This window comes from Actinomadura kijaniata (genome assembly GCF_014138665.1).
GTDB classification, from domain to species: Bacteria; Actinomycetota; Actinomycetes; order Streptosporangiales; family Streptosporangiaceae; genus Spirillospora; species Spirillospora kijaniata.
The window spans coordinates 95,563-121,506 of sequence record NZ_JACJIA010000003.1; the positions used below are offsets into that span (position 1 = coordinate 95,563).

Sequence of the window (25,944 nt, forward strand, 5' to 3'; positions counted from 1 at the left end):
CCGCCTCCCATAATGTTTGGCTTCAAACGAAAACACCAGCGCGAGGGAGGGGCCGTGACCGGCGTCCCGTACCAGGAGTGGCGTTCCCGCGCGGAACGGCTCGACCCGCACACCGGGCACCACATCGACGGCGCGTTCACCGGCGGCGGCGGGACGCTGCCCGTGGTGTCCCCGCGCGACGGCCGGGTCCTCGCCGAGGTCGGGGACGCCGACGCCGCGACCGTGGACCGGGCCGTGGCCGCCGCGCGCCGCGCGTTCGACGAGGGGCCATGGCCCCGGCTGCCCCCCGCCGACCGCAGAGCCGCGCTGCTGCGCTGGGCCGACCTGGTCGAACGCGACCGCGACGCCCTCGCGCTGCTGGTCAGCGCCGCGCCGAGGGCATGCGGGTCGGCGACCCGCTCGACCCGGCGACCGAGATGGGGCCGCTGGTGTCGGCGCGGCACCGCGACCGGGTGCTGGCGTACGTGGACGCGGGACATGCCGACGGGGCACGGCTGCGGGCCGGAGGCCCGGTGCCCGGGGGGTGCTACCTGCGGCCCACGGTGTTCGACCGGGTGACGCCCGCGATGCGGATCGCCCGCGAGGAGATCTTCGGGCCGGTGCTGGCGGTGCTGGAGTTCGACGACCTGGACGAGGCGGTGCGGCTGGCCAACGACACCGGCTACGGCCTGGCCGCCGCCGTGTGGACCGCGGACCTGGCGGCCGCGCACCGCGTCTCGCGCGCGCTGCGGGCCGGGACCGTGTGGGTCAACTGCTACGAGGAGGGCGACATGAGCGTCCCGTTCGGCGGGATGAAGCGGTCGGGCCACGGGCGCGACAAGTCGCTGCACGCCCTCGACAAGTACACCGACCTCAAGACGACCTGGATCCGGCTGTGAGACCGCTGATCGCGGTTCCGGCCCGGTTCTCCGCGGGCGCGACGGCGCTGCGGTACGCCGCCGAGGTGACGGCGCGGGCGCTGGTGGAGGCCGTGTGGCGGGGCGGCGGCGAGCCGTTCCCGATGCACCCGGCCGCGCCGGACGGCGTCGCCGGGCGCCTGGCGCGCTGCGACGGCGTCCTGCTGCCGGGCGGCGGCGACCTGCACCCCCGGCACTACGGCGCCGCCACCGCGCACGAGACGCTGTACGACGTGGACGAGGCGCAGGACGCGTTCGACCTGGCGGTCGCCGCGTACGCGCTGGAGGCGGGGCTGCCGCTGCTGGCGGTCTGCCGGGGGCTCCAGGTCGTCAACGCCGTGCGCGGCGGCACGCTGCACCAGCACCTGGACCCCGACCACCGGCACGTCGTCCACGAGGTCGTCCCGGAGGCCGGGACGCTGCCGGCCAAGGTCACCGGCGCGGACGCGCTGCGGGTGTCGTGCTACCACCACCAGGGGGTGGCGGTCCTGGGCGAGGGGCTGGCGGTGACCGCGCGGGCCGGTGACGGGACCGTGGAGGCGGTCGAGGCGCCGGGGGCGGCGGGCTGGTTCCTGGGGGTGCAGTGGCATCCGGAGGACACCGCGGCCGTCGGCCCGGCCCAGCAGGCGATCGTCACGGCGCTGGTGGACGCGGCCCGCCCCTGAGCCGGCCGGTGAGCTCGCCGTCGGCGCCGAACAGGCGTTCCTTCCACTCCGCGACCAGGGCGGTGTTGTCGAAGTCGTCGGGATGGAAGCCGGGCCGGTTGTAGGCGGCGATGCGGCGGGCGACCTCGCGGGTCAGCCACGGCGAGTGCCGCAGCCTGCGCAGGCTGGGCACCAGCACGCGCGGGTTGTAGGTGGCCGGGTCGTGCAGCATCGAGTAGACGGTGGCGACGACCGTCGCGGCGAGGAACCCGATCGTGGTGAGCCGCATCGCCCAGATGCGGCGCAGCTCGTTGCCGACCCCGACGCGGTAGACGTCGAACGCGACCGACTTGTGCTCGCTCTCCTCCAGCGCGTGCCACTCCAGCAGCGAGCGGACCTCGTCCACGTCGAACATCGCGCGGGCCCGCTCCTCGGTCAGCAGCACCTCGGCGAGGGTGGCGGTGTAGTGCTCCAGCGCGGCGGTGACCGCCAGACGGCTGCTCCTCGGCATGACCCGCTCGTCGAACCGCAGGCCGAGACCGGTGAGGCGGTCGATGGCGCGGGTCGGATAGCCGAGGCGGGCCAGCCGGTCGTTGAGGTGCCGGTGCTCGCGGCTGTGCGTGACCTCCTGCCCGACGAACCCGGCGACCTGCCGCTTCAGTTCGGGATCGGTGACCCGGTCCCGGTAGTTGCGCACCGAGCGGATGAAGTAGTCCTCGCCCTCGGGGAAGAACGACGACAGCACCGCGACCACGTGGCTCATCACCAGGTCACCGCCGACGAAGTGGCGCGGGAGGCGCTCGGGCGGATAGTCGAAGCCGATCCGGCGGGTCTTCACCGTGCGGGGCGTGATCGCGATCCCGCGCCGGGCCGCGGCTCTGCTCATGGGCCCTCCTGGGAGGTCCGGGCGCCGGGCCGGGGCCCTCGGACGGCCTCCGGCACAGCTCGACGTTAGGAAGCCTTGAAGGTCCCATCAACCCTGCTGTATGTCGCGTGGGTCACAATCGGGTGCTGTGTCCAGTTGCCACCCGGACGCCGGATCGCACCCGCGATCGGCGTCCGCGTCGCGACTGGCCACCATTCCGGCGACTCGCCGGATCCGGGTGGACCGTCCCGGTCCCACCCGTGACAAAGGGGGGCATATGAAGAAGATTCTCGCGACGGGCGCCGCGGTGGTCGGCGTGCTGGGGCTGGCCGCCGTTCCGGCGGAGGCGGGGTCGGCGGCGGCGCCGGGGGTGCAGATCCGCCGCGTCCAGTACGACTCGCCCGGTCCCGACAGGGGCACCAACCGCAGCCTCAACGCCGAGTGGGTGGAGATCCACAACTACTCGCGCCACACCCGGCAGCTCCGGGGCTACACGCTGCGCGACCGGACGGGCTACACCTACACGTTCCGGTGGTTCCGCCTGCGGCCGCACCGCTCGGTGTTCGTGCACACCGGGCGCGGGCACGACGACAGGCGGCACGTCTACTGGGACCGGCGGTGGTACGTGTGGAACAACGACTCGGACACCGCCACCCTGCGTAACCGCAGAGGCGGTCTCGTCGACCGGTGCTCCTGGCACGACCGGCACCACCCGCAGCACCAAGGCGGCTGGATCTGGTGCTAGCGCGTCGCGATGAGGGCGCGGTGCGCGGCGAGCCAGGCGTTCGGCGCGCACCTGCGTTCCACCTCCTCCGGCGGGAACCAGCCGGCGCGGGTGCACTCGCTGCCGGGGGCCGGGGCGGTCGGCGGGCCCTCGCCGGGGACGCGCGCGGCGAAGACCACCATGTAGGTCAGCGGGGCGTAGCGGTACCCGTCCGGGACCGGGCCCGTCAGGCGGATGCGGAGCCAGGCGAACACCTCCAGGTCGGCGGGGCGCAGCCGCAGCCCGGTCTCCTCGGCCAGCTCGCGCAGCGCGGTGGCCGCGGCCGCCTCGCCGGGGTCGCGGTGGCCGCCGGGCATCTCCCAGCCCCGGTCCGGCCGGTCCACGTACGTCAGCAGGGTGCGCCGCGCCCCGTCCACGGCCAGCACGAACGCCGTGGTGGTCTGCTCGGTCGGGGGCAGGTGACCGGCGCGGACGACGTCGAGACGGTGCTCGGCGGGGATCCAGGGGACGGTCTCAGAGGCGAGGATCTCGGCGGTCACTGATCTCCTTCGGTGACGACGACCTCGGCGCCGCCGAGGAAGGGCAGGAGGCGCTCGGCCTCGGCGCGGACGGCCGCGGCGTCGCCGCCGGGGAGCGGGTCCAGCGGGGTGACCGCGAGGGTCGTCCCCCGGACCGACCACACGCCCCGCACGAAGCCGTCCACCAGGAACATCGGCACGCCGCCGGACGCGACACGGGCGAACCTCCCGCGGTGCTCGTCGCGGATGATCCGGGTGCGGTCGCGGTGCCCGAGCAGGGCGTTGTCGAACGCGGGCAGGAACCGCACCGGCGCGGGGGCGTCGCCGTCGAGCAGCGGCGCGTCCGGCAGGTCGAACAGCTCGCGGCCGCGTTCGTCCTCCAGCACCCGCAGGTGGGGGCGGAGCCTGTCGAACACGGTCCTGAGCCTGGTGACCCCCGACCACGCCTGCGCGTCCATGACGGTGGCCGGGCCGAACGCCGCCAGGTAGCGCCGCACCATCCGGTCGGGATCGGGCCCGGCCATCGGCGCGTCGGGCAGCGTGACGCCGATCCCGGAACGGTTGCCCCAGCCGCCCCAGGCGCCGACCTCGGGCGTGTGGACCAGCGGTTCGACGACCTCGACGGTGTCGGCCAGCCGCGCGGGGAGGCGGCCGGGGAAGCGTTCGGCGAGCCGCAGGCCCAGCTCCTTGCGGGTCAGGGGCCCGGCCGCCAGCAGGGCGCGCCCCGCCGCGCCGACCTCGTCGGGGTCCAGGCCCTCGATCTCCCTGGCGAAGTAGGCGGAGGTGAGGGCGGAGCGCACGACGCCGCGCGCGGTCGGCCGCAGCCAGCGGAAGTCGTCGGCGGCGGCCAGGTGCATGGTCCGCCGCACCATGGTGGAGCGGACGATCCGGCGCTCCCGCAGCAGCGCCTCCAGGTCCTCGCGCCGGAACCCCTCGATCCGCGACCACAGCCCCACGTAGGGCCAGTTGGGCTCCTGCCCCTGCATCGCCACCAGATGGGCGATGACCTCGTAGGGGGAGCGACCGGTGCGTTCCAGGAGGAACTGGCGGTGCAGGAACGTCCGGTTGAGGTCCCGGAGGGAGAGCGGCGGCATGTCCGCCATTATTGGGGATGTGATCGACGATGCCGTGACCCGCGAAGTCCCCGCCCTGCTGACCGACGCCGGAGAGCTGGCGTTGCGGTGGTTCCGCGCCGACCCCGCGACGCTGGGCGAGCTGGACAAGGGCGGGCCCGGCGGCTACGACCCGGTGACCGAGGCGGACCGGGCCGTGGAGCACCTGCTGCGCACCGGGCTGGCGCGGCTGTTCCCCGAGGACCGGATCGTCGGGGAGGAGGCGGGCGCCACGGGCCCGGGGACCAGCGGGCGGACCTGGATGATCGACCCGATCGACGGGACGAAGGCGTTCGTGAGCGGGATGCCGCTGTGGGGCACGCTGCTCGGGCTGTTCGAGGGGGACGAGCCGGTCGCGGGATGGCTGCACCAGCCCTACCTGCGCGAGACGTTCGGCGCGGTGAACGGCGAGGGCTGGCTGGACGGCCCGCGCGGCCGCGCGCGGCTGCGCACGCGGCCCACCACGTCGCTGGCCGACGCGGTCATGTACTCGACCCACCCGAGCATGTTCGCGGCGGGCGAGGAGGCGGCGGCGTTCGCCCGGATCTCGGGGAGGGTGCGGCTCCAGCGCTTCGGCGGGGACTGCTACTCCTACGGGATGCTGGCGCTCGGCCAGGTGGACCTGGTGGTGGAGTCGGCCCTCCAGCCCTACGACATCGCGGCGCTGATCCCGATCGTCCGCGCGGCGGGCGGCGTCGTGACCGACCGGCGGGGCGCGACCCCGTCCGGGGGCGGCTTCGTGATCGCCGCGGCGACCCCGGAACTCCACGCGCGGGCGCTGGAGAGCATCAACGCGTCCGGGTGACGCGCCCGCGCGATGAGTTTCGCGGCCGTGGCCGGTCCCTATCGACGTATCCGTCATCGATCCGTCGGGGGGAAGCAGAACATGAGCACGCGCGTCAGAACCGAGATCACCGGCATCCGGACCGTGGGGGTGCCCGTCACCGACCAGGACCGGGCGCTGGACTTCTACGTCGGGGTGCTGGGGCTGGAGAAGCGCCTGGACGCGCCCGTGGCGCAGCTCGGCGGGCGGTGGATCGAGGTCGCGCCGCGGGGGGCGGCGACCTCGATCGCGCTGGTGCCCGGCGGGGGCGGGGCCGAGACGGGGATCCGGCTCACCGCCGCCGACGCGGCGGCGCTGCACGGGGAGCTGGCCGCGCGCGGGATCGACGTGGACGAGCTGCTGCGCTGGCCGGGCGTCCCGCCCATGTTCGCGCTGCGCGACCCGGACGGCAACGGGCTGGAGATCGTCGAATGAGCGAGGGGATCATGGAGCTGGACAGGGAGTTCACCGCCACGCTGGTGACCAGCCCGGACGAGGGCGGCTGGACCTATGTGGTCATGCCCGGGTCGGCCGAGTTCTCCGGGGCCTGGTCAAGGTGCGCGGCACGATCGACGGGCGGCCGTTCCGCAGCTCGTTCATGGCGCTCGGCGACGGCACCCACAAGCTTCCCGTCCGGGCCGGCCTCCGTGCGGAGATCGGCAAGGGCACCGGCGACACCGTCGTCGTCCGCCTGCTGGAACGCCTCAGCTGACCGCCCGCAGCTTGTCGGGGTTGCGGACGAGGTACAGGCCGTGGACGCGACCGTCGCGGACGTCGACCGACAGCGTCTGGACCTCGCCGCCCGTGACCACGACGACCGTCGGCTCGCCGTTGAGGTCGGCCACCCACAGGTCGTCGACCGGGTAGCGGGCGGTCAGGCCCGTGGCGAACGCGATCACCCGGTCGCGGCCCAGGACCGGGCGGCGCGCCGCGGTGACCCTGCCGCCGCCGTCGGACCAGGCGACCACGTCGGCGCTGAGCAGGTCCGTCAGCGCCGCCAGGTCCCCGCCGGCCGCCGCCTCCAGGAACCGTTCCAGCAGCCGCCGGTGCTCCTCGCGGGTCGGGCTCAGGCGGTCCCGGCGCGCCGCCAGGTGCCGGGCGGCGCGCCGGTAGGTCTGGCGGCAGGTCGCGGCGGAGGCGCCGACGACCTCGGCGATCCGGTCGTAGGGCATCTCGAACGCGTCGCGCAGCACCAGCACGGCGCGTTCGGGCGGGGTCAGGCGCTCCATCATGTGCAGCGTCGCGAACGACACCGTGTCGCGCCGCTCGGCCGTGTCGAGCGGGCCGAGCGCGTCGGTCGCGACCGGCTCGGGCAGCCACGGCCCCGGGTACGCCTCGCGGGTGACGCGGGCCGAGCGGAGCTGGTCCAGGGCGAGCCGGGACACGATCGTCGCCAGGAACGACCGGACCTCCCGGACCTCGGACCGGTCGGCGCCCATCCACCGCACGTACGCCTCCTGGACGACGTCCTCGGCGTCCCACATGCTGCCGAGCATGCGGTAGGCGAGGCCCAGCAGGAGCGGGCGGTGCTCCTCGAACTCCTCGGTCACCTGTCCCCCAGTTCCGCGGCGAAGCCCTCGCGCCAGGAGGTGTGGCGGGGCCGCCAGTTCAACCGCATGCGGGCGCGGGCGTTGTCGGCGCCCCGCAGCCGGGTCATGTAGGCGACACCCCAGCCGCCCGCGACCAGCCGCGCGACCGGCGCAGGAACGGTCCTCGGCCGCGGCGCGCCCAGCAGCCGCGCCAGCTCCGGCAGCCACTCGCGGACCTCGGCCGGCTCGTCGTCGACGATGTTCAGGGCCCCGGTGACGGGCCGGGTCAGCGCCGACACGATCGCGGTCGCGGCGTCGTGGGTGTGCAGGAACGAGAACGTCGCCCCGCCCCCGTCCACGATCGGCATCCGCCGCCCGCGGATCTGCCCGGTCGTCCAGCCGTCGCGGGCGAACGCCGTTCCGGGCCCGTACAGGTGGCCGAAGCGCAGGACCAGGCCGTCCGCGTCGGCGGTCAGCTTCTCCAGGGTGCGCAGGGCCGCGAGGGAGGTGGCCCACTGCCGCGGCGGGTCGCTCCAGAACGGGGTGTCCTCGTTGGCGGGGGTCTCGCCGGGCTCGTAGGCGAACGCCAGGCCCTGCGTGATGATCCGGGTCGCGCCCGCCTCGCGGGCGGCGTCGAGGAGGTTGCGGGTGCCCTCGGTGCGGAGCCGGTCGGTGAGCGCGAAGTCCCGTTCCATCCGGCGCGGGTTCAGCCTGGCGGGGATCGCGGTGAGCAGGTGCACGACGGCGTCCGGGGCGGCCTCGCGGACGGCGGCGGCCAGCGCGGCCCGGTCCAGGGCGTCGGCCGCGACCGTCCGGGCGCCCTCGGCCGGGCGCGGGCGGCGCGACAGGGCGACGACCTCGTGCCCCGTGGCCGTCAGCAGTGGGACGAGCCGCCGTCCGACGACTCCGGTGGCTCCGGCGACGAGAACGCGCATCGGGATCACTCCTTCGGTCGGATGCTTCGGGGACAGGACGGGCGGCCGTCCCCGGATGTGACCGGCCGGGGAGTGATGCCCGTCACACGGCGACACGTTCCAGGAACGCGTCCACGAGCGCGCCGCAGCGGCCGATGGCGGCGGCCTCGTCCCGGCGCAGCGACTCCAGCATGGCGTCGGGGTCCCGGCCCGCCGCGCGCACCAGGTCCGCGCCGCCGTGGACGAGCCAGTTCTCCAGTTGCGGCACGTTGATCTCGGGGTGGAACTGCACGCCCATCGACCGGCCCACGGTGAACGCCTGCGAGCACACCCCGTTGCGGGCGATCTCCACCGCGCCGGGCGGCAGGATCCAGCGGTCGTAGTGGAACTGGAACCACGGTCCGGGGCCGACCAGCGCGGGGTCGTCGGTCTCGACGGTGACCCAGCCCAGCTCGGGGCGCGGGGAGCGTTCGACGCCGCCGCCCAGCGCGGCCGCCAGGGCCTGGCCGCCGAAGCAGACGCCCAGGACCGGGACGCCCGCCTCGTGCGCCTTGCGCAGCATCGCCAGCTCGGGCGTGACCCAGGTGCCGATGGCCGCCAGGTCGTCCACCGCCCACGGCGACCCCAGCGGGATGATCAGGTCCCAGTCGCGCGGGTCGGGGAAGTCGAACGCGACGTCCGGCGTCGCGTGGCGCTCGCCGGGCACCACGAGCCGCTGGGCGACGGCGTAGCCGCGCTCGGTCAGCCGGGCGACCAGCGGGTCGGCCGGGGACAGGTGGTCATGCATGATCAGCAGAGCGCGGCGCACGGGGGTCTCCTCTGTCATCCGGGGTCCTGCGCAATGGGTCATACGAACCCAAACGATGATAGGCGTCAGCGCCCGAGCCTTCGGTAGCGCTCCCGGCGGGCGGAGCGGCGGGCGGCGGGGTCGGTCGCGGTCAGGGCGCGCAGGGCGTGCTCGGCGGCGGCGGCCATCCGGAGGCAGAACGCCTCGGGCTCGTCGGCGGCGTCGGGGCGCTCGTCCACCAGCGCGTCCACGATGCCGTCGCGCAGCAGGTCGGCGGCCCGCACGCCCTGCGCCTCGGCCATCCGCGGCGCGTGGTCGGGGGTGCGGCGCATGATGATCGACGCGCCCTCCGGGGGCAGCGGCGACAGCCAGGCGTGCCGGGCGGCCAGCACCCGGTCGGCCGGGAGCAGTGCCAGCGCCGCGCCGCCGGTCCCCTCCCCCAGCAGCAGGCACAGCGTCGGCGCGGACAGCGTGATCATGTCGGCGAGGCAGCGGGCGATCTCCCCGGCGAGCCCGCCCTCCTCGGCCCGCGCCGACAGCAGGGCGCCCGGCGTGTCCACGACCGTGACCAGCGGCAACCGCAGCTCGGCGGCCAGCCGCATCCCGCGCCGCGCCGTCCGCAGCCCGGCCGGGCCGAGGGGGCCGCCGTTGCGCTGCCCGCGCCGGTCCTGCCCGACCACCACGCACGGCGCCGTCCCGAACCGCGCCAGCGCCAGCAGCAGCCCCGGCTCGGCCTCCCCCTGCCCGGTCCCCGACAGCGGCGTCACGTGCGTCGCGCCGTGTCGCAGCAGCTGCCGCGCGCCGGGCCGGTCGGACCGCCGGGACCGCTCGATCGACTCCCACGCCGACCCCCCGGCGGGCTCAGCGGGCTCCGGCGGCCCCGGTTCGGCCGCGGGCGGCCCGGGGCGCAGGACCTCCAGCGCGTCCGCCGCGACCCGCGCCAGGTCGCCGACCGCCACGACCGCGTCCACCAGGCCCCTGGCCGCCAGGTTCTCCGCGACCTGCACCCCGTCGGGGAACGGCTCCCCGTACAGCCCCTCGTACACGCGCGGCCCGAGGAACCCGATCAACGCGCCCGGCTCCGCCGCCGTCAGGTGCCCCAGCGACCCCCACGACGCGAACACCCCGCCCGTCGTCGGATGCCGCAGGTACACCAGGTACGGCAGCCCGGCCGCGCGGTGCTCGGCGACCGCCGCGGTGATCCGCGCCATCTGCGCGAACGCCGCCGTGCCCTCCTGCATCCGCGTCCCGCCCGACGACGGCGCCGCCAGCAGCGGCAGGCCCTCGGCGGTGGCGCGTTCGACGGCGGCGACGATCCGCTCGGCGGTGGCCAGCCCGATCGACCCGGCCAGGAACCGGAACTCCGAGGCGATGCAGGCGACCCGCCGTCCCCGCAGCAGCCCCTCCCCGGTGATGACGGCCTCGTCGCATCCGCTGCGCTCCCGCGCGGCGGCGAGTTCGGCGGCGTAGGCGGATCCGGGCTCGGCGACCCGGCGCGGCGCGGCGTCCCAGGGCCTCCAGGTCCCCTCGTCAAGCACGCGTTCCACCAGCTCACGCGCCCCGACCCGCTCCGCCATCCGCCGTTCCTCCCGTCGGTCGTCCCCGCCATCCTGGCAGCCCGTCCGGCAGGGCGGTCCCCCGGCCGCGCCGGTGCCGTTCGTGGCAGGGTGGTGGTTCCACGCTCGGGCGGGCATCGGGAGGTCGGCGGTTGGCATCCTCGGAGATCACCTTCATGTCGGCGCGGGAGCTGGTGCGGCTGCTGCGCACCGGGCAGGTGTCCGCGCGCGAGGTGCTGGCCGCCCACCTGGAGCGGATCGAACGCGCCAACCCGCGGGTCAACGCCATCGTCACGCTCGTCGCCGAGCAGGCCGCCGAGCAGGCCCGTGCCGCCGACGAGCGGCTGGCCTCCGGCGCGGACGTCGGGCCGCTGCACGGGCTCCCGGTCGCGCACAAGGACACCCACGAGACCGCCGGGATCCGCACCACCCACGGCTCCCCGATCTTCGCCGGGCACGTTCCCGACCGGGACGACCTGGTCGTGGAGCGGATGCGCGCCGCCGGGGTCGTCACGATCGGGAAGACGAACGTCCCCGAGTTCGCGTGCGGGTCGCACACCTTCAACCCGCTGTTCGGCGTCACCCGCAACCCCTACGACCCGTCGCGGTCGGCGGGCGGCAGCAGCGGGGGCGCGGCGGCGGCGCTGGCGTGCGGGATGCATCCGCTGGCCGACGGCAGCGACATGGGCGGGTCGCTGCGCAACCCCGCGTCGTTCTGCAACGTCGTCGGCCTGCGCCCCTCCCCCGGCCGGGTGCCGAGCTGGCCGGCCGAGGCGGCGTGGGCGACGATGGGCGTGCAGGGGCCGATGGGGCGCGAGGTGGCGGACGTGGCGCTGCTGCTGTCGGTGCTGGCGGGGCCCGATCCGCGCAGCCCGATCGCGCTGGAGACCCCGGGCGAGGTGTTCGCGCGGCCGCTGGACCGGGACCCGGCCGGGCTGCGGGTGGCGTGGTCGGCCGACCTGGGCGGGAGGGTGCCGGTGGACCGCGAGGTCGCGGCGGTCGTCGCGGGCGCGGCGAAGGTGTTCGCCGACCTCGGCTGCGAGGTAGAGGAGGCGTGCCCGGACCTGTCGGGCGCGGACGAGGTGTTCCGGACGCTGCGGGCCTGGCAGTTCGACCTGGCGCTGGGGCCGCTGCTGGACGCGCACCGCGACCTGATGAAGCCGTCGCTGGTCGCCAACGTCGAGGCGGGCCGCGCGCTGTCGGGCCGCGACGTCGCCGCCGCCGAACGCCTGCACGCCGCGCTGTTCCACCGGGTGCGGGAGTTCTTCCAGCGCCACGACGTGCTGGTGCTGCCGGTGAGCCAGGTGGTGCCGTTCGACGCCGGCCGGGAGTACCCCGACACGGTCGGCGGGCGGCCGATGCGCGACTACCTGGAGTGGATGGCCTCCTGCTACCTGGTGTCGGCCACGGGCTGCCCGGCGCTGTCGGTGCCCGGCGGGTTCACGGCGGGCGGGCTGCCGGTCGGGGTGCAGATCGTGGGGCCGCACCGCGCCGACTTCGAGGTGCTCCGGGTCGGGCACCTGTTCGAGCGGGCGACGGGACACGGTCGCCGCCGCCCGCCGTCGGTCGAGCAGGCCGGATAGCCGGGGGGCCGGGGATCAGCCCCGTTCCGCGCGTTCCCACATCCGCAGGTAGGCCTCCGCGCCCCGGGCCAGGTCGTCGGTGATCTCGCTGCCCGCGATGTTGCGCATGTCGGCGATCCAGTCGGGGACCAGCCCGTAGTGGGCGACGCCCTCGGTGTTGACGTCCCAGGTGCGCTGCCCGGTGGTCTGCCTGGTGAGCGTCACGCCCGGGTCGACCGGCGAACGGTAGGGGTACCTCAGCGGGTTCTTCCCCGCGTCCGCGCGCGGCGGGGGCAGCGGGCCCATGCCGTTGGCGTCCAGGCCGTACCCGAAGCCGAACAGGTACCTGCCGTCGCGGTCCTTCTTCGCCCTGCGCCACTGCGTCACGAACCCGTCGGCGGCGAAGCCGTAGGAGGTGAGCATCCCGCCCAGGCCGTAGACGCGCCTGGCGTAGTGCTCGTCGGACCAGCTGTGGGAGGAGATGACGCCGGAGTACCGCCGCTCCTCCAGGATGTCGAGGGCCCGGTCGGCGGCCTTGGCGCTCATGTGGTCCAGCTCGACCAGCATCCCCCGCGCGGCCAGCCCCCTGACCATGTGCTCGCCGAGCGGGGTCAGGCCGTTGACGTTGCAGTGCGGGGCCGACGGGTAGACCGGCACGGTGACGCCGAGCGGGCGCAGCGCCCGCAGCGGGCCCGCCAGCAGGTCGCCGATCCCGCCCGCCGGGGCGATCTCGTTGTCGTGCGGGCCGGTGGCCGCGCAGTGGTCGGCCTGCCAGAACCGGCCGGAGCCGACGAGGTTACCGAGGTTCATCACGACGCCGGTCGTGCCGGAGTCGAAGCGCACGCCGCACAGCGCGTTGTCGAACTTGTGGCACACGAACATCGACCGCACGCCGAGGCGGTGCATCTCGTCCAGCCCCTCGTCGATGTCCCTCGCGGTGCACCGCGGCGCGCCGAGGACCTGGCGGCAGCCGAACGGCTCGGACGTCTCGACGCCCAGCACGACCGCCATCCGGCCCGACTCGATGACCCGGCGGGCCTCCGCCGGGCTCGTCACGATCCGGAACCAGCCCCGGCCCGGCCCGCCGCTCTCGCGGTCGATGTGGTCCTGCAGCTCGCGGGTCCGCCGGGCCTGGAGGCGGATGACGTCCATCTCGTCGCAGGTGGTCCGCTTCAGCGGGTAGATCTCGCACAGGGTGCGGTTGGCGACCAGCTGGTTGACCAGGATGCGCTGGCCCGCGCGCCAGGACCGCTCCACCCACTTGTGGTAGGCCTGCTGGTGGGTGAGCGAGTCGTGGGCGGGCCAGTCCCGGAACGTCGGGTAGCCCCTCGGGTCGTGCCGTCCGAACGGGCTGCCTTGACGGGTGAAGTTCTCGAACCAGGCGAGGCCGCCGTCGGGATGGTGGTCGGGGCAGTCCTTCAGCGCCTCCCGGACGCCGTGCGGGTCGAACGGCCTGCCGCACATCAGCATGCCGCCGAACGCCTCGTAGGAGGTCAGGTGGCTGTGGGCGTCGACGTAACCGCGCACCTGCCCGTCGGGGGTGGTGCCGGTCATCGGCGTTCCGGTCGCTCCGGTGGCGGGTTCGGGGTCGCGGAACGGGGCGGAGGCCGCCGCGGGGGCGGGGCACAGCAGCGCGGCGGCGAGGACGCCGGCGCCGACCGCCGTCCTCGCGCGCGGGAGCCTGCGGGGGACGGGCATGGCACACCTCTGGGGGTCGTGGTAACACCGCGTGGCGGAGCGCTCCGGTCACGGAGAGCACCACCACGACCACCAGGAGACCATGGCCCGCCGCGTAAGTGAATGCTTTTCACGTTCAATGGTCGAGGTGTTTCTTGTCCGTTCCGGACAACGGGATCCGCAGCTCCAGCAGCGCGCCCCGCCATCCGGGGTCCGGCTCCCCCACCTCCAGGGTCCCGCCGTGCGCGACGGCGATGTCGCGGGAGATCGGCAGGCCGAGGCCCGTCCCGCCGCCGTCGCGCCGGCGCCCCTCGGGCAGCCGGTAGAAGCGCCGGAAGACCGCCTCCCGGTGGTCCGGGTCGATGCCGGTGCCGTCGTCGGCGACCCGCACCACCGCCTGCCCGCCCTCGGCCGACACCGTGAGCCGGGCCCGGGTGGCGGCGTGCCGGACGGCGTTGTCGAGCAGGTTCGTCAGGACGCGTTCGAGCTGGCCGGGGCTGCCCATGACCACCGCGCCGCCGGCGGCCTCCAGCTCGATCGGGACCCGGTCGCCGCGGCGGCGGGCGAGCTCGGCGCGGGCCAGCTCCGCCAGGTCCACCGGCTCGCGGTGCTGCGGCATGCCGGCCTCCAGCCGCGCCACGATCAGCAGGTCGCCGACGATGCGCTGGAGCCGGTCGGCCTCGTTCAGCGCGGCCCGCGCCACCTCCGGCCAGTCCTCGTCCTCGGGGCATTCGAGGGCGACCTCAAGCTGGGTGCGCAGGCCGGTCAGGGGGCTGCGCAGCTCGTGCGAGACGTCGCCGACGAAGGCGCGCTGGCGGTCCAGCACGTGTTCCAGGCGGCTGAGGGTGAGGTTGACCGACTCGGCGAGCCCGGCGACCTCGTCGGCGCTGTCGGGAACGGTCACCCGGCCCCCGGACCGTCCGCCGGTGATCGAGGCGAGTTCGGCGCGCATCACCCCGACCGGCCGCAGCGCCCGGCACACCGCCTGCCGCACCAGCAGCGCGGCCACCCCGGATCCCAGCACCGTCACCAGCACCAGGCCCAGCACGAACGCCGTGCCGAGGCGGCTGAGGTCGGTGAGCACGGTCCCGGCGTACAGGACGCGTTCGCCGTCGGGGGTGCTCACCCGCCGGGCGACCAGGTAGATCTGCTCGTCCGTGGCCGGCAGCGTGATGCGGGTCCGCAGCACGCCGCCGCCGGCGGGCGGGTCGATGCCGGTGATCGGGCCCCGGCCGCGCAGTTCGGGGGTGGCGGCGACCACCCGGCCGTCGGCCCCCATCACCTGGCGGAGCTGGAAGCCGTCCGCGCCGTAGGACAGCATGCCGGTGGCGCCGTTCTGGGTCTGCTGGGTCAGCTCGGCGATGGCGCGGTCGCCGCGGTCGCGCAGGCCCTGGTAGAGCAGTTCGCGGACCGTCAGGTAGAACGCCAGGCATCCGCTGACCATCAGGACCGCGACCACGGCGGTCGCCATGGCGGTGACGCGGGCACGCAGCGACCAGCGCGACGGGGGCCAGCGCAGCCCACGGCCCGACATGCCCGTCGCCTCCCCCGTCGTCCCGGCTCCACGCGGCACGGCGCCGCGTCCTAGTCGCCCGGGGGGAAACGATCTCGGTGGCCCTGGTTGTAACCCGGCCGCCACCGCGCGAAACCTCGCGGCCCGGCGGCGCCGCGACGGGGGAGGCCGCCGGAAGGGGGGCCGGTGGAGGAGGCGCCGGTGACCGGGACGGGCCGTGCCAACGCCGTCCCGGTCACCGCGCGTCCCCCGCCGTAAGAGCGCCCCGAACGGCGGGGGCCGGCCCGTCCGGTCCACTCCCCCAGCAACGGAGTCGGGCCGGTCGGGCTCGGACGCTGAGCGGCGACCGCGACCGCGCCCCACGGCCAGGCCGTGGCAGGGATCCCCGCTCATGCCTCAAGCGAAGCCCATTATTCCTACCAAGTCAATAGGTTATATCGGGAGGCGGACGGCCGACGCCCGCACGCACGGCGCCTCCCACCCCTGGGGTGCCGTCCGCGCGGGCATCGCCTTCGGTGCCGCCGGCCGCCCACCGGGCCCCGCGCCGAGGAGGGATCACCGGTCCGGGGGTGGCCGTCGAACTGCCCCTTACTCTGCCGTCGCCCCGTGCACCAGGCGTTACCAGGATGTTACTTCCGGGTGAAACCAGCGCGGATACGGCGCCTCAGGGGCCCCGGCCGACGATCCGTGGAGATTCGACCTCATACTTTGCCGACTTTCGGGCACAAGGGGGCTGATCGACAAAAGCTCCGGAAGGGGAAGGAGGCGCGAGGCACGACATGGACGGGCACAAGAGCGAGGCTCAGCCGGGCGGGAGCATGGCGTGCGAGGTGAGCCCTCTGGAAGACGCCGATCCGCGTACGATCGGCGGCTACCCGCTGCTGGGGCGCATCGGCACGGGGGGCATGGGCACGGTCTTCCTCGCGCGCGAACCGGACACCAGCGAACGCGTCGCGGTCAAGACCATCCATCCGCGGCTGGCGGGGGACGCCAAGTTCCGGGAACGGCTGCGCGAGGAAGCGGTGATGGCGAGCCGCGTGGCCTCGTTCTGCACCGCGCGGGTGCTGGACTACGGCGAGGACGCCTCGGGGCTCCCCTACATCGTCAGCGAGTACGTCGGGGGCATGTCCCTCCAGCGGCGCCTGCTCCAGTCGGGACCGCTCCCGGCGGCCGACCTGCACGGCGTCGCGGTCGGCGTGGCGGCGGGCCTGTCGGCGGTGCACGCGGCGGGCCTGATCCACGGCGACGTCAAGCCGGCGAACGTGATCCTCACCCTCTCCGGGCCCCGCGTCATCGACTTCGGCGTCTCCCGCAAGTGCGACTCCCCGTCCCCGGCGCCGTCGGGCACCGTGGTCGGCACGCCCGGCTGGGTCCCCCCGGAGGTCATCAGGGGCGGGCCGCCCACCCCCGCCGCCGACGTGTTCGGATGGGGCTGCCTGGTGGCCTACGCGGGAACGGGCCGCCTGCCGTTCGGCGAGGGCGAGCCCACGGAGGTGGCGCTGCGCACGGCCAACGAGGAGCCCGACCTGTCGGACGTCCCGCCCGACCTGCTCCCGACGGTCCGCGCGGCCCTCGCCAAGAACCCCCTCGAACGTCCGACCGCGCCCGACCTGCTGCTGTCCCTGGTGGGCTACCCGGCCTCCCCGGAACCGACCCCGGCCGTCCCCGCTTCGGCCGAGGAGCCCCCGGAGGAGACCAAGGAGTTCAGCGCGGTCGCCTAAGGGCACCGCGGCCCGGTCAGGTCCGCCAGATCAGCACGAGGGCGCAGTCGTCGTCGCGCGCCGCCGCCATCGTCTCGACCAGCTCGCGGGCGCCCTTGCGGAACCCCTGCGGGACCAGGCGCTCGGCCTCGCCGAGCAGACGGTCGATGCCCGCGTCCAGATCGCGGCCCGGGGACTCCACCAGCCCGTCGGTGTAGAGCAGCAGCGCGTCGCCGGAGCGCAGCTGGCCGCGCACCGCGTCGGCGTCCATGTCGGGGACGACCCCCAGCACCACGCCCTTGGCGGGGCTCACCTGCCAGGTGCCGCTGCCCGCGTCGAACTGGACGGCCGGGGGGTGGCCCGCCGACTCCACCGTGTACTCGCCGCTGGTCAGGTCGATGACGACGTGCACCGCCGTCACGAAGCCCTCGTCCCAGTGCTGGCGGTGCAGGAAGTCGTTGCACGCCGGGAGGAACCGGTCGGGCCGCACCGAGCCCAGCAGCCCGCCGAACGCGCCGGAGAGCATCAGCGCGCGGGTGCCCGCGTCGGTGCCCTTGCCCGAGACGTCCACCAGCGCCAGTTCCAGGGTGTCGCCGCGCCGCACCGACACCACGAAGTCCCCGCCGAACGACGACCCGCCCGCCTGGAGCATCACCACCTGCGCGTCCCAGCCGTCGGGGAGCCTCGGCATCTCGCCCTGGCGGAGCAGCCGGTCGCGCAGCTCCAGGAGCATCGAGTCGCCGCGCAGCCCCTGGACGCCGAGCTTCTGGCGGGTGCGGGCCAGCGACAGCGCCAGCACCGCCGTGATGCCCAGCGGCCCGATCGTGCCGGGGCCGACCACCGCGTGGTGGAACCAGGCGGTGTAGGCGACCATCACCGCGACCACGCCGAGCAGCGCGACCAGGCCGCGCACCTTCAGCAGCAGCCCGCCGCCGAGCACCGTCAGCACCAGCGCGCCCGACGGGGCCCACTCCCACTCGGCCGCGCCGATGCCGATGACGACCGTGAGGATCGCCAGCACCGCGAACACGTGGCGTTCGCGGGTCAGCCTGCCCCGCCGCAGCCACTGGTACAGCGCCACCAGCACGGGGACGCGGCGCAGGAACGCGCGCACCCGTGGCGGCAGGAGATGGACCAGACGTTGCAGCATCTCCGGCACTGTACCGAGCATCGCGCCCGCCCGGCGGTCATCCGCGCCAGTGATCATCCCTGGTGGCGGGATCGGGGGCGGGACCGGGCGGGCGCCCGGTCTTGCGCGGGGACCGGTCCGGTGGTGTGCAATGGGGATCCGGACCGGAGCAAGGAGGCGGAGCGTGGGTCAGCCGAGCATGCGGATCACGGTGGACGCGGCGATGCGGGCGCGGGAGGTGTCGCGGCCGCTGCCGGAGGGCGAGCGCGAGCCCGCGCCGCCGCCGGGCGCCGCCGAGCCGGGCCGCAGCGGCCGGGCCGCCAAGAACGAACGCCGCCGCCTCGGCAAGCGGGGCGGCGGCGCGCGGCTCCGGTAGCGGCTCCGGCGGCGGCTCCGGCGGCGGTGGGGGTCAGCCCTCGCCCGGCAGCGCCGGCAGCTCGCCGGTCCGCTCGTACGCGCCGAGCATCTCGATGCGACGGGTGTGGCGCGGCTCCTCGGAGTAGGGCGTCTCCAGGAACAGCTCGACGAACCGGGTGGCGGTGTCCAGGTCGTGCTGGCGGGCGCCGATGCTGATCACATTGGCGTCGTTGTGCTGGCGGGCGAGGGTGGCGGTGTCCTCGTTCCACACCAGCGCGGCGCGCACGCCCTTCACCTTGTTGGCGGCGATGGCCTCGCCGTTGCCGGAGCCGCCGAGCACGATGCCCAGCGAGCCCGGCTCGGCCGCGACCCTCTCGGCCGCCCGCAGCACGAACGGCGGGTAGTCGTCCACGGCGTCGTACTCGAACGCGCCGCAGTCCACGGCCTCGTGGCCGTTGGCCTTCAACCAGGCGACCAGGTGCTCTTTGAGCTCGTATCCGGCATGGTCACATCCAAGAAACACGCGCATGCCCAGATTCTCGCAGGTGGCGCCGCCCCTTCCGCCCCCGGGTCAGACCACGGACACCGCCGGGAAGCGGAAGTCCGGGTCGACCTGCTGTTCCAGGTCGCGGCCGGTGGCGCGGTTGGCCCAGCTGCGGGCGTTCTTGACGTGGAACTCCACCGCCTGGCGCTGGAACCCGTCCCAGTCCTTGGGGCGGGCGTCGAGCGCGGCGAGCATGGTGTCGAGCGCGGCGGTGTTGGCGTCCTCCAGCACGGCGCCCTGGCGGCCCTGCTCGAACGCGCGCACCGCCGCCGACTGCCCGACCCACGTCAGCAGGTCGTCGCCGACGTGCTCGCGCAGGTAGGCGACGTCGTCGTCGCTCTGGACCTTGTTGCCGACCACGGCGATGGCCACGTCGTAGTCGCGGGCGTACTCGGTGTACTGGCGGTAGACGCCGACGCCCTTGCGGGTCGGCTCGGCCACCAGGAACATCAGGTCGAACCGCGTGAACAGCCCCGAGGCGAAGGTGTCCGCGCCCGCGGTCATGTCCACCACGACGTACTCGCCGGGCCCGTCGACCAGGTGGTTGAGGTACAGCTCGACCGCGCCGGTCTTGGAGTGGTAGCAGGCCACGCCGAGGTCGTCGTCGTTGAACGGGCCGGTGGCCAGCAGCGTCACCCCGTCGACCTCCTGGCCGAGGGCGTGGACCGGGTCGTCGCCGCGCAGCCGCAGCAGCCTCGAGCCGGAGCCGGGCGGGGTGGTCTTGACCATGGCGTCGGCGGAGGGGATGCGGGGGTTGTCGCCGCGCAGCCAGTCCTTGATCTCGGGCAGGTGGTCGCCCATCGCGGGGATCTTGGCGCAGCGGTCCTCGTCGAGGCCGAGCGCGACCCCCATGTGCTGGTTGATGTCGGCGTCGATGGCCACCACCGGCAGCCCGCGCGCGGCGAGGTGCCGGGTGAACAGCGACGACAGGGTGGTCTTGCCGCTACCGCCCTTGCCGACGAACGCGACCTTCACGAAAGCCCCCATTCGGACATGAAAACCGTTGTCAGTTTCAGTCCGAGAGCCTGCCGGAACGCGGGGGCCGAAGCAAGCAGAATCCCCGAACCCGTCCCGGCGGGTCGGTGACACCTTCCTCAGCGAAGACGGGCCGCCGCGGCGGCCGGGTCGAACCCGAACGGCAGCTCCAGCCGGTGTTCCCGCAGCAGCTCCTCCTCCGCCAGCAGCTCCAGCGTCGGCGCGTCGGCCGCGATCACGCCGCCGGACAGGATCACCGAGCGCGGGCACAGCTCGGCCGCGTACGGCAGGTCGTGGGTGACCATCAGGACCGTCACGTCCAGCGACAGCAGGATCTCGGCCAGCTCGCGGCGGCCCGCCGGGTCGAGGTTGGACGACGGCTCGTCCAGCACGAGGATCTCCGGCTCCATCGCCAGCACGGTCGCGACGGCGACGCGGCGGCGCTGCCCGAAGCTGAGGTGCTGCGGCGGCCGGTCGGCGACGTCGAGCATCCCCACCCGCTCCAGCGCCCCGGCGACGCGGCGGTCCAGCTCCGCGCCGCGGACCCCCAGGTTGGCGGGGCCGAACGCGACGTCCTCGCGCACCGTCGGCATGAAGAGCTGGTCGTCGGGGTCCTGGAAGACGATCCCGACCCGGCGGCGGATCTCCCGCAGGCCCCTGCGGTCCCCGGGGTCGATCCGCAGGCCGCCGACGCTGACGGCGCCGAGGCCGCCGGCCAGGATGCCGTTGAGGTGCAGGACGAGGGTGGTCTTGCCCGCGCCGTTCGGGCCGAGGAGCGCGACGCGCTCGCCGCGTCCGATGGTGAGGTCCACGCCGAACAGCGCCTGCGTGCCGTCGGGGTAGGCGTAGGCGAGGCCCCGCACTTCCAGGGAGGGCGCCGTCTCCGGGGAGGGCGTCGTCGATGTCGTCACGGCGCCATCCAAGCAGCCGTCATCAGCAGCGCCGCCGCCAGCGGCAGGACGGCGGCGGCCGCCCACTGCGCGCGGGAGGCGGCGGTGGCGTGCAGGACCGGCATCCGGCCGTCGTAGCCGCGGCTGAGCATGGCGAGGTGGACGCGTTCGCCGCGCTCGTAGGAGCGCAGGAACAGGGCGCTGAGCGAGCGCGCCAGCACCTTCGCGTCCCGCGCGTCGCGCGCGACGAACCCGCGCGAGGCGCGCGCCACCCGCATCCGCTGCGCCTCCCCCACGATCACGTCGGCGTAGCGCAGCATGAACGCGGCGATCTGGGTGAGCAGCGCGGGCATCCGCAGCCGTTCCAGCCCGAGCAGCAGCACGCGCGGCTCGGTGGTGGCGGCCAGCAGGATCGTGGCCGCCGCGCCGAGCGTCGCCTTGGCCAGGATGTTCCAGCCGGCCCACAGGCCGTTCTGGCTGACGGCCACGCCCAGCACCTCCACGCGCGGGCCGTGCGCGACGAACGGCAGCAGCACCGCGAACAGCACGAACGGCACCTCGACCACCATCCGCCGCGCCACGAACCCCGGCGGCACGCGCGCGAGGGCCGCCACGAGCGCCAGCAGCGCCGCGTAGCCGGCGAACGCCCACATCCGCTCGCGCGGCGTGGCGACCACCGCCAGCGTGAACGCCAGCACCGCGACCAGCTTGCACTGGGGCGGGAGCCGGTGGACGGGCGTGTCGCCCGGCCGGTGGAGCCGGTGGGTGTGACCCGCGCTCATCGCCGGCCGGCGGGGGCGCCCCGGCGGCGCAGCACCCAGAACAGGCCGCCGCCGACCGCCAGCGTCAGCCCGACGCCGATCACCCCGGCCAGGCCGCCCGACAGGCGCTCGTCGCCCACGCCCTTGACGCCGTAGTCGCTCAGCGGGGAGTCCTTCAGGGTGTGCTCCTTCTCCTGGGAGATGAAGCCCTTGTCCTCGGCGACCTTGGTCAGGCCGTCGGGGTGGGAGCTGGCGTAGAAGCTGAGCAGGCCCGCCACGACCACGGCGACCAGCAGGAAGACGGCGAAGAAACGCTTGGTGCTCATCGGCTCAGGCTCCGCTGGTCTGGGGTCCGGTGGTCCGGGGCTCGCGGATCTCCAGCGGCCGCCCGGCGTCGCGCAGCCCGTACACCAGGTCGGGCCGCACGGCCGCGACGCCGCCCACGGTCACGGCGGTGATCAGGCCCTCGCCCAGCCCGATCAGCAGGTGGACGCCGACCATCGCGGCGGCCACCGCGCCGAGCGACAGCTCCGCGGTGCCGCCGATCGCGAACAGCCCGACGAACACCAGCGCCGAGGCGGGCACCGACAGCGCCGCGCCCAGGAACGAGGCGGCCGTCACCGTGGACCGCCGCGTCGGCAGGACGGCGGTGACCAGGCGGAACACGCCGTACCCGACCAGCACGCCGACCAGCGCCATCAGCGTGACGTTGATGCCGTAGGCGGTGATGCCGCCGTCGGCGAACAGGATCTGCACCAGCAGCACCACCGCGATGCACAGCACCCCGGTGTAGGGCCCGACCAGGACGGCCGCCAGCGCGCCGCCCATCAGATGGCCGCTGGTCCCCGCGCCGATCGGAAAGTTGATCATCTGGGCGGCGAACACGAACGCCGCCACCAGCCCGGCCAGCGGGGCGGTGCGGTCGTCGAGCTCGCGGCGCGCGCTGCGCAGGCACAGGCCGAGGCCCGCCGCGGCGACCACTCCCGCCCCGACCGAGACCGGCGCGTCGAAGAAACCGTCGGGTACATGCACGGGCGTCCACCGTCCTACCTGTTCGCACTGTCGCGACCAGTGTGCGGCGAACGCCCGTTACCTGCAATAGCGTCGCAATAACGCCTTCGTTGCCGTCAGTCGAAGATGGGGTCCCGGGTGCGGGTGCGCTTCAGCTCGAAGAAGCCGTCGGTCCCGGCGACCGCGACGACGCCGTCCCACAGCCTGGCGGCGGCCTCGCCGCGCGGGGTCGGGGAGACGACCGGGCCGAAGAACGCGCTGCCCTCGACCTCGATCACCGGGGTGCCGACCTCCTGGCCGACCCGGTCGATGCCGTCCTGGTGCGAGGCGCGCACGGCCTCGTCGTACTCGGTGGACTCGGCGGCCGCGGCCAGCTCCGGGTCCAGTCCGGCGGCCTCCAGCGCCTCCCGGAACATGGCCACGTCCAGGGGCTTCTTCTCGTGGTGGCGGCGCGTCCCGAGCTCGGTGTAGAGCCCGCCGAGCACCTCGGGGCCGTACTTCTGCTCGGCGGCGACGCACACGCGCACCGCGCCCCAGGCGTCGACGAGCATGTCGCGGTACTCCTGCGGGATGTCCTTGTCCTCGTTGAGGACGGCGAGGCTCATCACGTGCCAGCGGACCTCGATCGGCCGCAGCTTCTCCACCTCCAGGATCCAGCGGGAGGTGATCCACGCCCAGGGACATTTGGGGTCGAACCAGAAATCGACCGGAGTGCGGGCTTCATCGGCCACGGGGGTCTCCTCAAACCTGTCGTCGCTTAACAGCGGCAACCCCGGGCACCTCCGTCGGATTCCCGCCGATCCCGGTCGCCCCGAACCTCGCGCCGAGGGCACCGAAGTCGGCTCTGGTTGATAGACATTGGGGGGACACAGCTTTAGGCGACCAAGGAGTACATGTGGCAGGCAACCTCACGCGCGATGAAGCGCGGGAACGGGCCCGGCTGCTCACCGTCGACTCGTACACGGTGGAACTGGACCTGACCAGGGGCGCGGAGCGGTTCGGCTCCACCACCGTCGTCCGGTTCGGGTGCGCCGAGCCGGGAGCGTCGACCTTCGTCGACCTGCACGGGGGCGTCGTGCACGAGGTGACGCTGAACGGCGACGCGCTCGACCCCTCCTCCTACGACGCCGAGAAGGGACGTCTCCCGCTGCCCTCCCTGGCCGCCGAGAACGAGCTCAAGGTCGTCGCGGACGCCACCTACTCGCGTTCCGGCGAGGGCCTGCACCGGTTCGTGGACCCGGTCGACCAGAGCGTGTACCTGTACACGCAGTTCGAGACGGCCGACGCGCACCGGATGTACACGTGCTTCGACCAGCCGGACCTGAAGGCGACGTTCGAGCTGACCGTCAGGGCCCCCGAGGACTGGCAGGTGGTCACCAACGAGCCCACCGACCGGGAGGAGGGAGGCGTCTGGCACTTCGCGCCGACCCCGCGCGTCTCCACCTACATCACCGCGCTGGTCGCCGGTCCGTACCACGTCGTGCGCGACGAGTACCGGCGCGAGGACGGGTCGGTCATCCCGCTCGGCGTGTTCTGCCGGGCGTCGCTGGCCGAGCACCTGGACGCCGACGCGATCATCGACGTGACGCGGCAGGGCTTCGCGTTCTTCGAGAAGGTCTTCGACCAGCGCTATCCGTTCGGCAAGTACGACCAGCTGTTCGTGCCGGAGTTCAACGCGGGCGCGATGGAGAACGCGGGCTGCGTGACGTTCCTGGAGGACTACGTCTTCCGGTCGCGCGTCACCGACGCCGCCTACGAGCGCCGCGCCGAGACCATCCTGCACGAGATGGCGCACATGTGGTTCGGCGACCTGGTCACCATGCGCTGGTGGGACGACCTGTGGCTGAACGAGTCGTTCGCCACCTACATGAGCGTGCTGTGCCAGGCCGAGGCGACCAAGTGGAAGAACGCCTGGACGACGTTCGCCAACGTGGAGAAGGCGTGGGCCTACCGGCAGGACCAGCTGCCGTCCACGCACCCGATCGCCGCCGACATCCCCGACATCCGCGCGGTGGAGGTCAACTTCGACGGCATCACCTACGCCAAGGGCGCCAGCGTCCTCAAGCAGCTCGTCGCCTACGTCGGGCTGGAGAACTTCCTGGAGGGCGTGCGCCGCTACTTCCAGCGGCACGCGTGGGGCAACACGGTGCTGGGCGACCTGCTCGACGCGCTGGAGGAGACCTCCGGGCGCGGCGACCTGGCCCAGTGGTCCAAGGAGTGGCTGGAGACCGCCGAGGTCAACACGCTGCGGCCGGTGTACGAGGTGGACGGCGAGGGGAACTTCACCTCGTTCGTCGTGCAGCAGGAGGCCAAGCGGGACTACCCGACGCTGCGTTCGCACCGGGTGGCGATCGGCCTGTACGACCGGACCGCCGAGGGCGTCGTGCGGCGCCGCCGGGTCGAGCTGGACGTGCGCGGCGCCCGCACCGAGGTGCCCGAGCTGGTCGGCGAGAAGCGGCCGGACCTCGTCCTGGTCAACGACGACGACCTCACCTACGCCAAGATCCGCCTGGACGAGCACTCGCTGCGCACCCTCGTGGAGGGCATCGGCGACATCAGGGAGAGCCTGCCGCGCGCCCTGTGCTGGTCGGCGGCGTGGGACATGACCCGCGACGCCGAGATGGCGACCCGCGACTACGTGAAGCTGGTTCTCTCCGGCATTCGCGGCGTCACGGACATCACGGTCACGCAGACGCTGCTCCGGCAGGCCCGCACCGCCGTCCAGCAGTACGCCGACCCCGCCTGGCGCGCCACGGGCCTCGGCCTGATGGCCGACGCGCTGTACGAGCTGGCGCAGGAGGCCCCGGCGGGCTCGGACTTCCAGCTGGCGTACGTGCAGGCGTTCACGGCGACGGCGACCTCCGAGGAGCACCTGGGCTACGTCCGGGAGCTGCTGGACGGCGCCCAGGTCCTGGACGGGCTCAAGGTCGACACCGAGCTGCGCTGGGCGCTGCTGCGCCGCCTGGTCGCCACCGGCCGGGCGGGCCAGGCGGAGATCGACGCCGAGCTCCGGCGGGACCCGACCGCCGCGGGCGAGCGGCACGCCGCCGCCTGCGCCGCCGCGATCCCCACCGCCGAGGCCAAGGCCGCCGCCTGGGACCGGATCACCGGCGGCGAGCTGCCCAACGCGGTCTTCCGCGCCACGCTCGGCGGCTTCGTCGAGCCCGACCAGGCCGAGCTGCTGGTCCCCTACGTGGACCGGTACTTCGCGGAGGTCGGCCGGATCTGGAAGGAGTGGTCGAGCGACATGTCCCAGACGTTCGCCGAGGTCGCCTACCCCTTCCTGGTGATCGAGCAGTCCACGATCGACCGCACCGACGCCCACATCCGGGAGCAGGACCCGCCGGCGGCCCTGCGCCGCCTGCTGTCGGAGGGCCGCGACGGCGTGGCCCGGGCCCTGCGGGCCCGCGCCAAGGACACCGCCGCGTCCTGACCCGACACCCGCCCGTGGCCGCCT

The 25,944-nt window shown here is 74.3% G+C and carries 27 protein-coding genes and 1 pseudogene; 11 read left to right on the plus strand and 17 right to left on the minus strand.

Features of this window, described 5'->3' with window-relative positions:
• Window positions 1-12 precede the first annotated feature (12 nt).
• The 3 genes and pseudogenes from HNR61_RS47600 to HNR61_RS12515 form a co-directional block, all read left to right on the plus strand.
• Window positions 13-305: pseudogene (locus HNR61_RS47600) on the plus strand (aldehyde dehydrogenase family protein); the annotation flags it as partial.
• Window positions 306-416: 111 nt separating this feature from the next.
• A complete protein-coding gene (locus HNR61_RS46785) occupies window positions 417-878 on the plus strand; it encodes an aldehyde dehydrogenase family protein (protein WP_246442642.1) in 462 nt (153 codons plus the stop codon).
• Window positions 875-1,561 carry a gamma-glutamyl-gamma-aminobutyrate hydrolase family protein gene (locus tag HNR61_RS12515; protein WP_312897876.1) on the plus strand — a complete coding sequence of 229 codons (687 nt, stop codon included), beginning with the start codon at window positions 875-877 and terminating at the stop codon, window positions 1,559-1,561. Before HNR61_RS46785 ends, HNR61_RS12515 begins: the two co-directional genes overlap by 4 nt.
• Here HNR61_RS12515 and HNR61_RS12520 read toward each other — a convergent pair.
• Entirely contained in the window at window positions 1,530-2,426 is an 897-nt protein-coding gene (locus HNR61_RS12520; protein ID WP_182843314.1) for a metal-dependent hydrolase, read from the minus strand. The two genes, HNR61_RS12515 and HNR61_RS12520, sit on opposite strands and share 32 nt — an antisense overlap.
• Window positions 2,427-2,682: 256 nt before the next feature.
• Between HNR61_RS12520 and HNR61_RS12525 the strand changes: the two genes are divergently transcribed.
• Window positions 2,683-3,150 (plus strand): lamin tail domain-containing protein, encoded by a 468-nt coding sequence (locus HNR61_RS12525; RefSeq protein ID WP_182843315.1) that lies wholly within the window; start codon window positions 2,683-2,685, stop codon window positions 3,148-3,150.
• Here the strand turns inward: HNR61_RS12525 and HNR61_RS12530 are convergent.
• A complete protein-coding gene (locus HNR61_RS12530; RefSeq protein ID WP_182843316.1) occupies window positions 3,147-3,668 on the minus strand; it encodes an NUDIX hydrolase in 522 nt (173 codons plus the stop codon). The two genes, HNR61_RS12525 and HNR61_RS12530, sit on opposite strands and share 4 nt — an antisense overlap.
• On the minus strand, window positions 3,665-4,741 hold the full coding sequence (locus tag HNR61_RS12535; protein ID WP_182843317.1) for a winged helix DNA-binding domain-containing protein: 1,077 nt from the start codon (window positions 4,739-4,741) through the stop codon (window positions 3,665-3,667). The genes HNR61_RS12530 and HNR61_RS12535 overlap by 4 nt, the downstream gene beginning before the upstream one ends.
• Window positions 4,742-4,760: 19 nt before the next feature.
• Between HNR61_RS12535 and HNR61_RS12540 the strand changes: the two genes are divergently transcribed.
• The 3 genes from HNR61_RS12540 to HNR61_RS46790 all read left to right on the plus strand — a co-directional run bounded on the left by HNR61_RS12540 (window position 4,761) and on the right by HNR61_RS46790 (window position 6,294).
• Window positions 4,761-5,564, plus strand: coding sequence for an inositol monophosphatase family protein (locus HNR61_RS12540; RefSeq protein ID WP_220509290.1), 804 nt, complete (start codon window positions 4,761-4,763; stop codon window positions 5,562-5,564).
• A gap of 81 nt (window positions 5,565-5,645) precedes the next feature.
• Window positions 5,646-6,017 carry a VOC family protein gene (locus HNR61_RS12545; protein ID WP_182843319.1) on the plus strand — a complete coding sequence of 124 codons (372 nt, stop codon included), beginning with the start codon at window positions 5,646-5,648 and terminating at the stop codon, window positions 6,015-6,017.
• Window positions 6,018-6,129: 112 nt separating this feature from the next.
• A complete protein-coding gene (locus tag HNR61_RS46790; protein ID WP_281400440.1) occupies window positions 6,130-6,294 on the plus strand; it encodes a DUF1905 domain-containing protein in 165 nt (54 codons plus the stop codon).
• On the opposite strand, the gene HNR61_RS12555 is transcribed toward HNR61_RS46790, so the two are convergent.
• The 4 genes from HNR61_RS12555 to HNR61_RS12570 all read right to left on the minus strand — a co-directional run bounded on the left by HNR61_RS12555 (window position 6,287) and on the right by HNR61_RS12570 (window position 10,389).
• On the minus strand, window positions 6,287-7,132 hold the full coding sequence (locus HNR61_RS12555; RefSeq protein WP_182843320.1) for an RNA polymerase sigma-70 factor: 846 nt from the start codon (window positions 7,130-7,132) through the stop codon (window positions 6,287-6,289). The two genes, HNR61_RS46790 and HNR61_RS12555, sit on opposite strands and share 8 nt — an antisense overlap.
• Window positions 7,129-8,046: an NAD-dependent epimerase/dehydratase family protein gene (locus tag HNR61_RS12560; RefSeq protein WP_182843321.1), complete on the minus strand. Its 918-nt coding sequence runs from the start codon at window positions 8,044-8,046 to the stop codon at window positions 7,129-7,131. Before HNR61_RS12560 ends, HNR61_RS12555 begins: the two co-directional genes overlap by 4 nt.
• A gap of 82 nt (window positions 8,047-8,128) precedes the next feature.
• Complete coding sequence (locus HNR61_RS12565) at window positions 8,129-8,833, minus strand: type 1 glutamine amidotransferase (RefSeq protein ID WP_312897877.1); 705 nt, start codon at window positions 8,831-8,833, stop codon at window positions 8,129-8,131.
• 65 nt (window positions 8,834-8,898) lie between these two features.
• Window positions 8,899-10,389, minus strand: coding sequence for a carboxyl transferase domain-containing protein (locus tag HNR61_RS12570; protein WP_182843323.1), 1,491 nt, complete (start codon window positions 10,387-10,389; stop codon window positions 8,899-8,901).
• Between the two features lie 131 nt (window positions 10,390-10,520).
• Between HNR61_RS12570 and HNR61_RS12575 the strand changes: the two genes are divergently transcribed.
• Complete coding sequence (locus tag HNR61_RS12575; RefSeq protein WP_182843324.1) at window positions 10,521-11,951, plus strand: amidase; 1,431 nt, start codon at window positions 10,521-10,523, stop codon at window positions 11,949-11,951.
• Window positions 11,952-11,966: 15 nt separating this feature from the next.
• Here the strand turns inward: HNR61_RS12575 and HNR61_RS12580 are convergent, their stop codons facing one another.
• A complete protein-coding gene (locus HNR61_RS12580) occupies window positions 11,967-13,628 on the minus strand; it encodes an amidohydrolase family protein (RefSeq protein ID WP_182843325.1) in 1,662 nt (553 codons plus the stop codon).
• 115 nt (window positions 13,629-13,743) lie between these two features.
• Entirely contained in the window at window positions 13,744-15,141 is a 1,398-nt protein-coding gene (locus HNR61_RS12585; RefSeq protein ID WP_182843326.1) for a sensor histidine kinase, read from the minus strand.
• 809 nt (window positions 15,142-15,950) lie between these two features.
• Here HNR61_RS12585 and HNR61_RS12590 point away from each other — a divergent pair.
• Window positions 15,951-16,841, plus strand: a complete 891-nt coding sequence (locus HNR61_RS12590; RefSeq protein WP_182843327.1) for a serine/threonine-protein kinase — start codon at window positions 15,951-15,953, stop codon at window positions 16,839-16,841.
• A 16-nt stretch (window positions 16,842-16,857) separates the two neighbouring features.
• Here HNR61_RS12590 and HNR61_RS12595 read toward each other — a convergent pair whose 3' ends face one another.
• Entirely contained in the window at window positions 16,858-17,970 is a 1,113-nt protein-coding gene (locus HNR61_RS12595) for a PP2C family protein-serine/threonine phosphatase (RefSeq protein WP_182843328.1), read from the minus strand.
• A gap of 163 nt (window positions 17,971-18,133) precedes the next feature.
• Here HNR61_RS12595 and HNR61_RS12600 point away from each other — a divergent pair, with 163 nt between their 5' ends.
• Entirely contained in the window at window positions 18,134-18,325 is a 192-nt protein-coding gene (locus HNR61_RS12600) for a hypothetical protein (protein WP_182843329.1), read from the plus strand.
• 33 nt (window positions 18,326-18,358) lie between these two features.
• On the opposite strand, the gene HNR61_RS12605 is transcribed toward HNR61_RS12600, so the two are convergent.
• The 7 genes from HNR61_RS12605 to HNR61_RS12635 form a co-directional block, all read right to left on the minus strand.
• On the minus strand, window positions 18,359-18,835 hold the full coding sequence (locus HNR61_RS12605) for a ribose-5-phosphate isomerase (RefSeq protein WP_067817857.1): 477 nt from the start codon (window positions 18,833-18,835) through the stop codon (window positions 18,359-18,361).
• 42 nt (window positions 18,836-18,877) lie between these two features.
• Window positions 18,878-19,825, minus strand: coding sequence for an ATP-binding protein (locus tag HNR61_RS12610; protein ID WP_182843917.1), 948 nt, complete (start codon window positions 19,823-19,825; stop codon window positions 18,878-18,880).
• Between the two features lie 119 nt (window positions 19,826-19,944).
• Entirely contained in the window at window positions 19,945-20,736 is a 792-nt protein-coding gene (locus HNR61_RS12615; protein WP_182843330.1) for an energy-coupling factor ABC transporter ATP-binding protein, read from the minus strand.
• Complete coding sequence (cbiQ, locus tag HNR61_RS12620; protein WP_182843331.1) at window positions 20,733-21,497, minus strand: cobalt ECF transporter T component CbiQ; 765 nt, start codon at window positions 21,495-21,497, stop codon at window positions 20,733-20,735. Before cbiQ ends, HNR61_RS12615 begins: the two co-directional genes overlap by 4 nt.
• Window positions 21,494-21,802, minus strand: coding sequence for a PDGLE domain-containing protein (locus HNR61_RS12625; protein ID WP_182843332.1), 309 nt, complete (start codon window positions 21,800-21,802; stop codon window positions 21,494-21,496). The genes cbiQ and HNR61_RS12625 overlap by 4 nt, the downstream gene beginning before the upstream one ends.
• Before the next feature lie 4 nt (window positions 21,803-21,806).
• Window positions 21,807-22,508 (minus strand): energy-coupling factor ABC transporter permease, encoded by a 702-nt coding sequence (locus HNR61_RS12630; RefSeq protein WP_182843333.1) that lies wholly within the window; start codon window positions 22,506-22,508, stop codon window positions 21,807-21,809.
• Window positions 22,509-22,603: 95 nt separating this feature from the next.
• On the minus strand, window positions 22,604-23,218 hold the full coding sequence (locus HNR61_RS12635) for a mycothiol-dependent nitroreductase Rv2466c family protein (protein ID WP_182843334.1): 615 nt from the start codon (window positions 23,216-23,218) through the stop codon (window positions 22,604-22,606).
• Between the two features lie 164 nt (window positions 23,219-23,382).
• Here HNR61_RS12635 and pepN point away from each other — a divergent pair, with 164 nt between their 5' ends.
• Complete coding sequence (pepN, locus tag HNR61_RS12640) at window positions 23,383-25,920, plus strand: aminopeptidase N (RefSeq protein WP_182843335.1); 2,538 nt, start codon at window positions 23,383-23,385, stop codon at window positions 25,918-25,920.
• The last annotated feature ends 24 nt before the right edge of the window (window positions 25,921-25,944 follow it).

Coding starts and splice junctions, on each gene's coding strand:
- HNR61_RS46785 (WP_246442642.1), top strand. CDS start 417: ATGGGGCCGCTGGTGTCGGCGCGGCACCGCGACCGGGTGCTGGCGTAC.
- HNR61_RS12520 (WP_182843314.1), bottom strand. CDS start 2,426: ATGAGCAGAGCCGCGGCCCGGCGCGGGATCGCGATCACGCCCCGCACG.
- HNR61_RS12525 (WP_182843315.1), top strand. CDS start 2,683: ATGAAGAAGATTCTCGCGACGGGCGCCGCGGTGGTCGGCGTGCTGGGG.
- HNR61_RS12535 (WP_182843317.1), bottom strand. CDS start 4,741: ATGCCGCCGCTCTCCCTCCGGGACCTCAACCGGACGTTCCTGCACCGC.
- HNR61_RS12545 (WP_182843319.1), top strand. CDS start 5,646: ATGAGCACGCGCGTCAGAACCGAGATCACCGGCATCCGGACCGTGGGG.
- HNR61_RS12560 (WP_182843321.1), bottom strand. CDS start 8,046: ATGCGCGTTCTCGTCGCCGGAGCCACCGGAGTCGTCGGACGGCGGCTC.
- HNR61_RS12570 (WP_182843323.1), bottom strand. CDS start 10,389: ATGGCGGAGCGGGTCGGGGCGCGTGAGCTGGTGGAACGCGTGCTTGAC.
- HNR61_RS12580 (WP_182843325.1), bottom strand. CDS start 13,628: ATGCCCGTCCCCCGCAGGCTCCCGCGCGCGAGGACGGCGGTCGGCGCC.
- HNR61_RS12585 (WP_182843326.1), bottom strand. CDS start 15,141: ATGTCGGGCCGTGGGCTGCGCTGGCCCCCGTCGCGCTGGTCGCTGCGT.
- HNR61_RS12595 (WP_182843328.1), bottom strand. CDS start 17,970: ATGCTGCAACGTCTGGTCCATCTCCTGCCGCCACGGGTGCGCGCGTTC.
- HNR61_RS12605 (WP_067817857.1), bottom strand. CDS start 18,835: ATGCGCGTGTTTCTTGGATGTGACCATGCCGGATACGAGCTCAAAGAG.
- cbiQ (WP_182843331.1), bottom strand. CDS start 21,497: ATGAGCGCGGGTCACACCCACCGGCTCCACCGGCCGGGCGACACGCCC.
- HNR61_RS12625 (WP_182843332.1), bottom strand. CDS start 21,802: ATGAGCACCAAGCGTTTCTTCGCCGTCTTCCTGCTGGTCGCCGTGGTC.